This window comes from Pseudoduganella sp. RAF53_2 (genome assembly GCF_052113985.1).
Lineage (GTDB): Bacteria > Pseudomonadota > Gammaproteobacteria > Burkholderiales > Burkholderiaceae_D > Rugamonas.
In genome coordinates, this window is sequence record NZ_JBFRDW010001046.1 from 1 (window position 1) to 1,164 (window position 1,164).

Sequence of the window (1,164 nt, forward strand, 5' to 3'; positions counted from 1 at the left end):
CCCCCACCCTGGCCTAGGATTAGCTACTACAAGCGAGAATGGGGTGATCAGTTCACCCTAACCGTGACAATTAACGCGGAAGGAAGGGCCGCTGGTATAGCGCAGCACGGCGGCTATTGTCGGTCGCATGACCCCGTCCGCGAGTGCCGGTCAACTCGCCCCACATGGTGCTAGTGCGAATGCGCTTTGGGGCAACTTACGCCCGGTCGTGACAAATCGTGAACTTTGCAAGTGGGCAAGATGCTATTCTGGTTTGCAGGCCGAATCCGGCCAGAAGCAGCCGTCGAAAATTTATGAAGAGATTTGTATGAATGAACGCCCAATCCCGCCCGCAGCACAAAGAGACATTGAATCTGTCGAAATGCTGCGTGTTTGGTTGGCAGAGAGGCAGTTGCACTGCTCGCTAAAGATTGGCATGTACAGGGACAGCATGGGCATTGATGAGGAATTGGCCTGGGGAACAATACTGGCAGATGCAGCTAGGCATATATCGAGAGCTCTGTACCCTGAAGATGCAAGAGCGGAGGCAGCGGCGCTGCAAAAAATTCTCCATAGCTTTAATGACGAGGTTGCTGCGCCAACATCAGATGCCAAAGGCGGATTTGTATAATCGGCGGAATGCGGCCAGGAGCGGCCGCTCAAGCTAAGGTCAACCGATAAACTAAGCCAATGAAATTAATTTTGCATCTATTCATTTTAGTTTTAGTCACGTTAATGTACACAGACGCAGCCCATGCGCTTTGCCTCGACCCGAAGAGCGGAATCTCAGGATACAACGTTCCGCTTCGATCTGAGATACAGGCAGCTGATGCAATAGTCGTAGGCCGGGTATTAGTGGAAAATGAACTGAAAGAGGACAGAAGTGATCCTGAGGGAGTGACAGCATACAACGTCACGATCAAGGTTCTGGCAACCCTAAAAGGGCGATTGCCAAACGTCTTTTCGGTGCGCAACGAGAACACGTCGGCTCGTTATGCAATGGCCGTCGGAGAAGAGCATGTACTCTTTATTTCACAAGGGCGCAATGGCCAGTTGTGGATAGATAGCTGCGGAAGCTCAGCTATAACCTCGAAAGGTAACAGCCTCGTCAAACAGATCGAAGCAGAGCTTCAAAAGTAAGAACGGTCTCTGGACGGCCAATAGCGGACCCGGTCGGCAGAACAC

2 protein-coding genes are annotated in these 1,164 nt (G+C 51.7%); both read left to right on the forward strand.

Annotation, left to right across the window (positions count from 1 at the left end; translation table 11 throughout):
* Positions 1-307 precede the first annotated feature (307 nt).
* Complete coding sequence (locus tag AB4Z11_RS32185; RefSeq protein ID WP_442030309.1) at positions 308-610, forward strand: DUF5076 domain-containing protein; 303 nt, start codon at positions 308-310, stop codon at positions 608-610.
* Positions 611-834: 224 nt separating this feature from the next.
* Complete coding sequence (locus AB4Z11_RS32190; protein WP_442030311.1) at positions 835-1,119, forward strand: hypothetical protein; 285 nt, start codon at positions 835-837, stop codon at positions 1,117-1,119.
* The last annotated feature ends 45 nt before the right edge of the window (positions 1,120-1,164 follow it).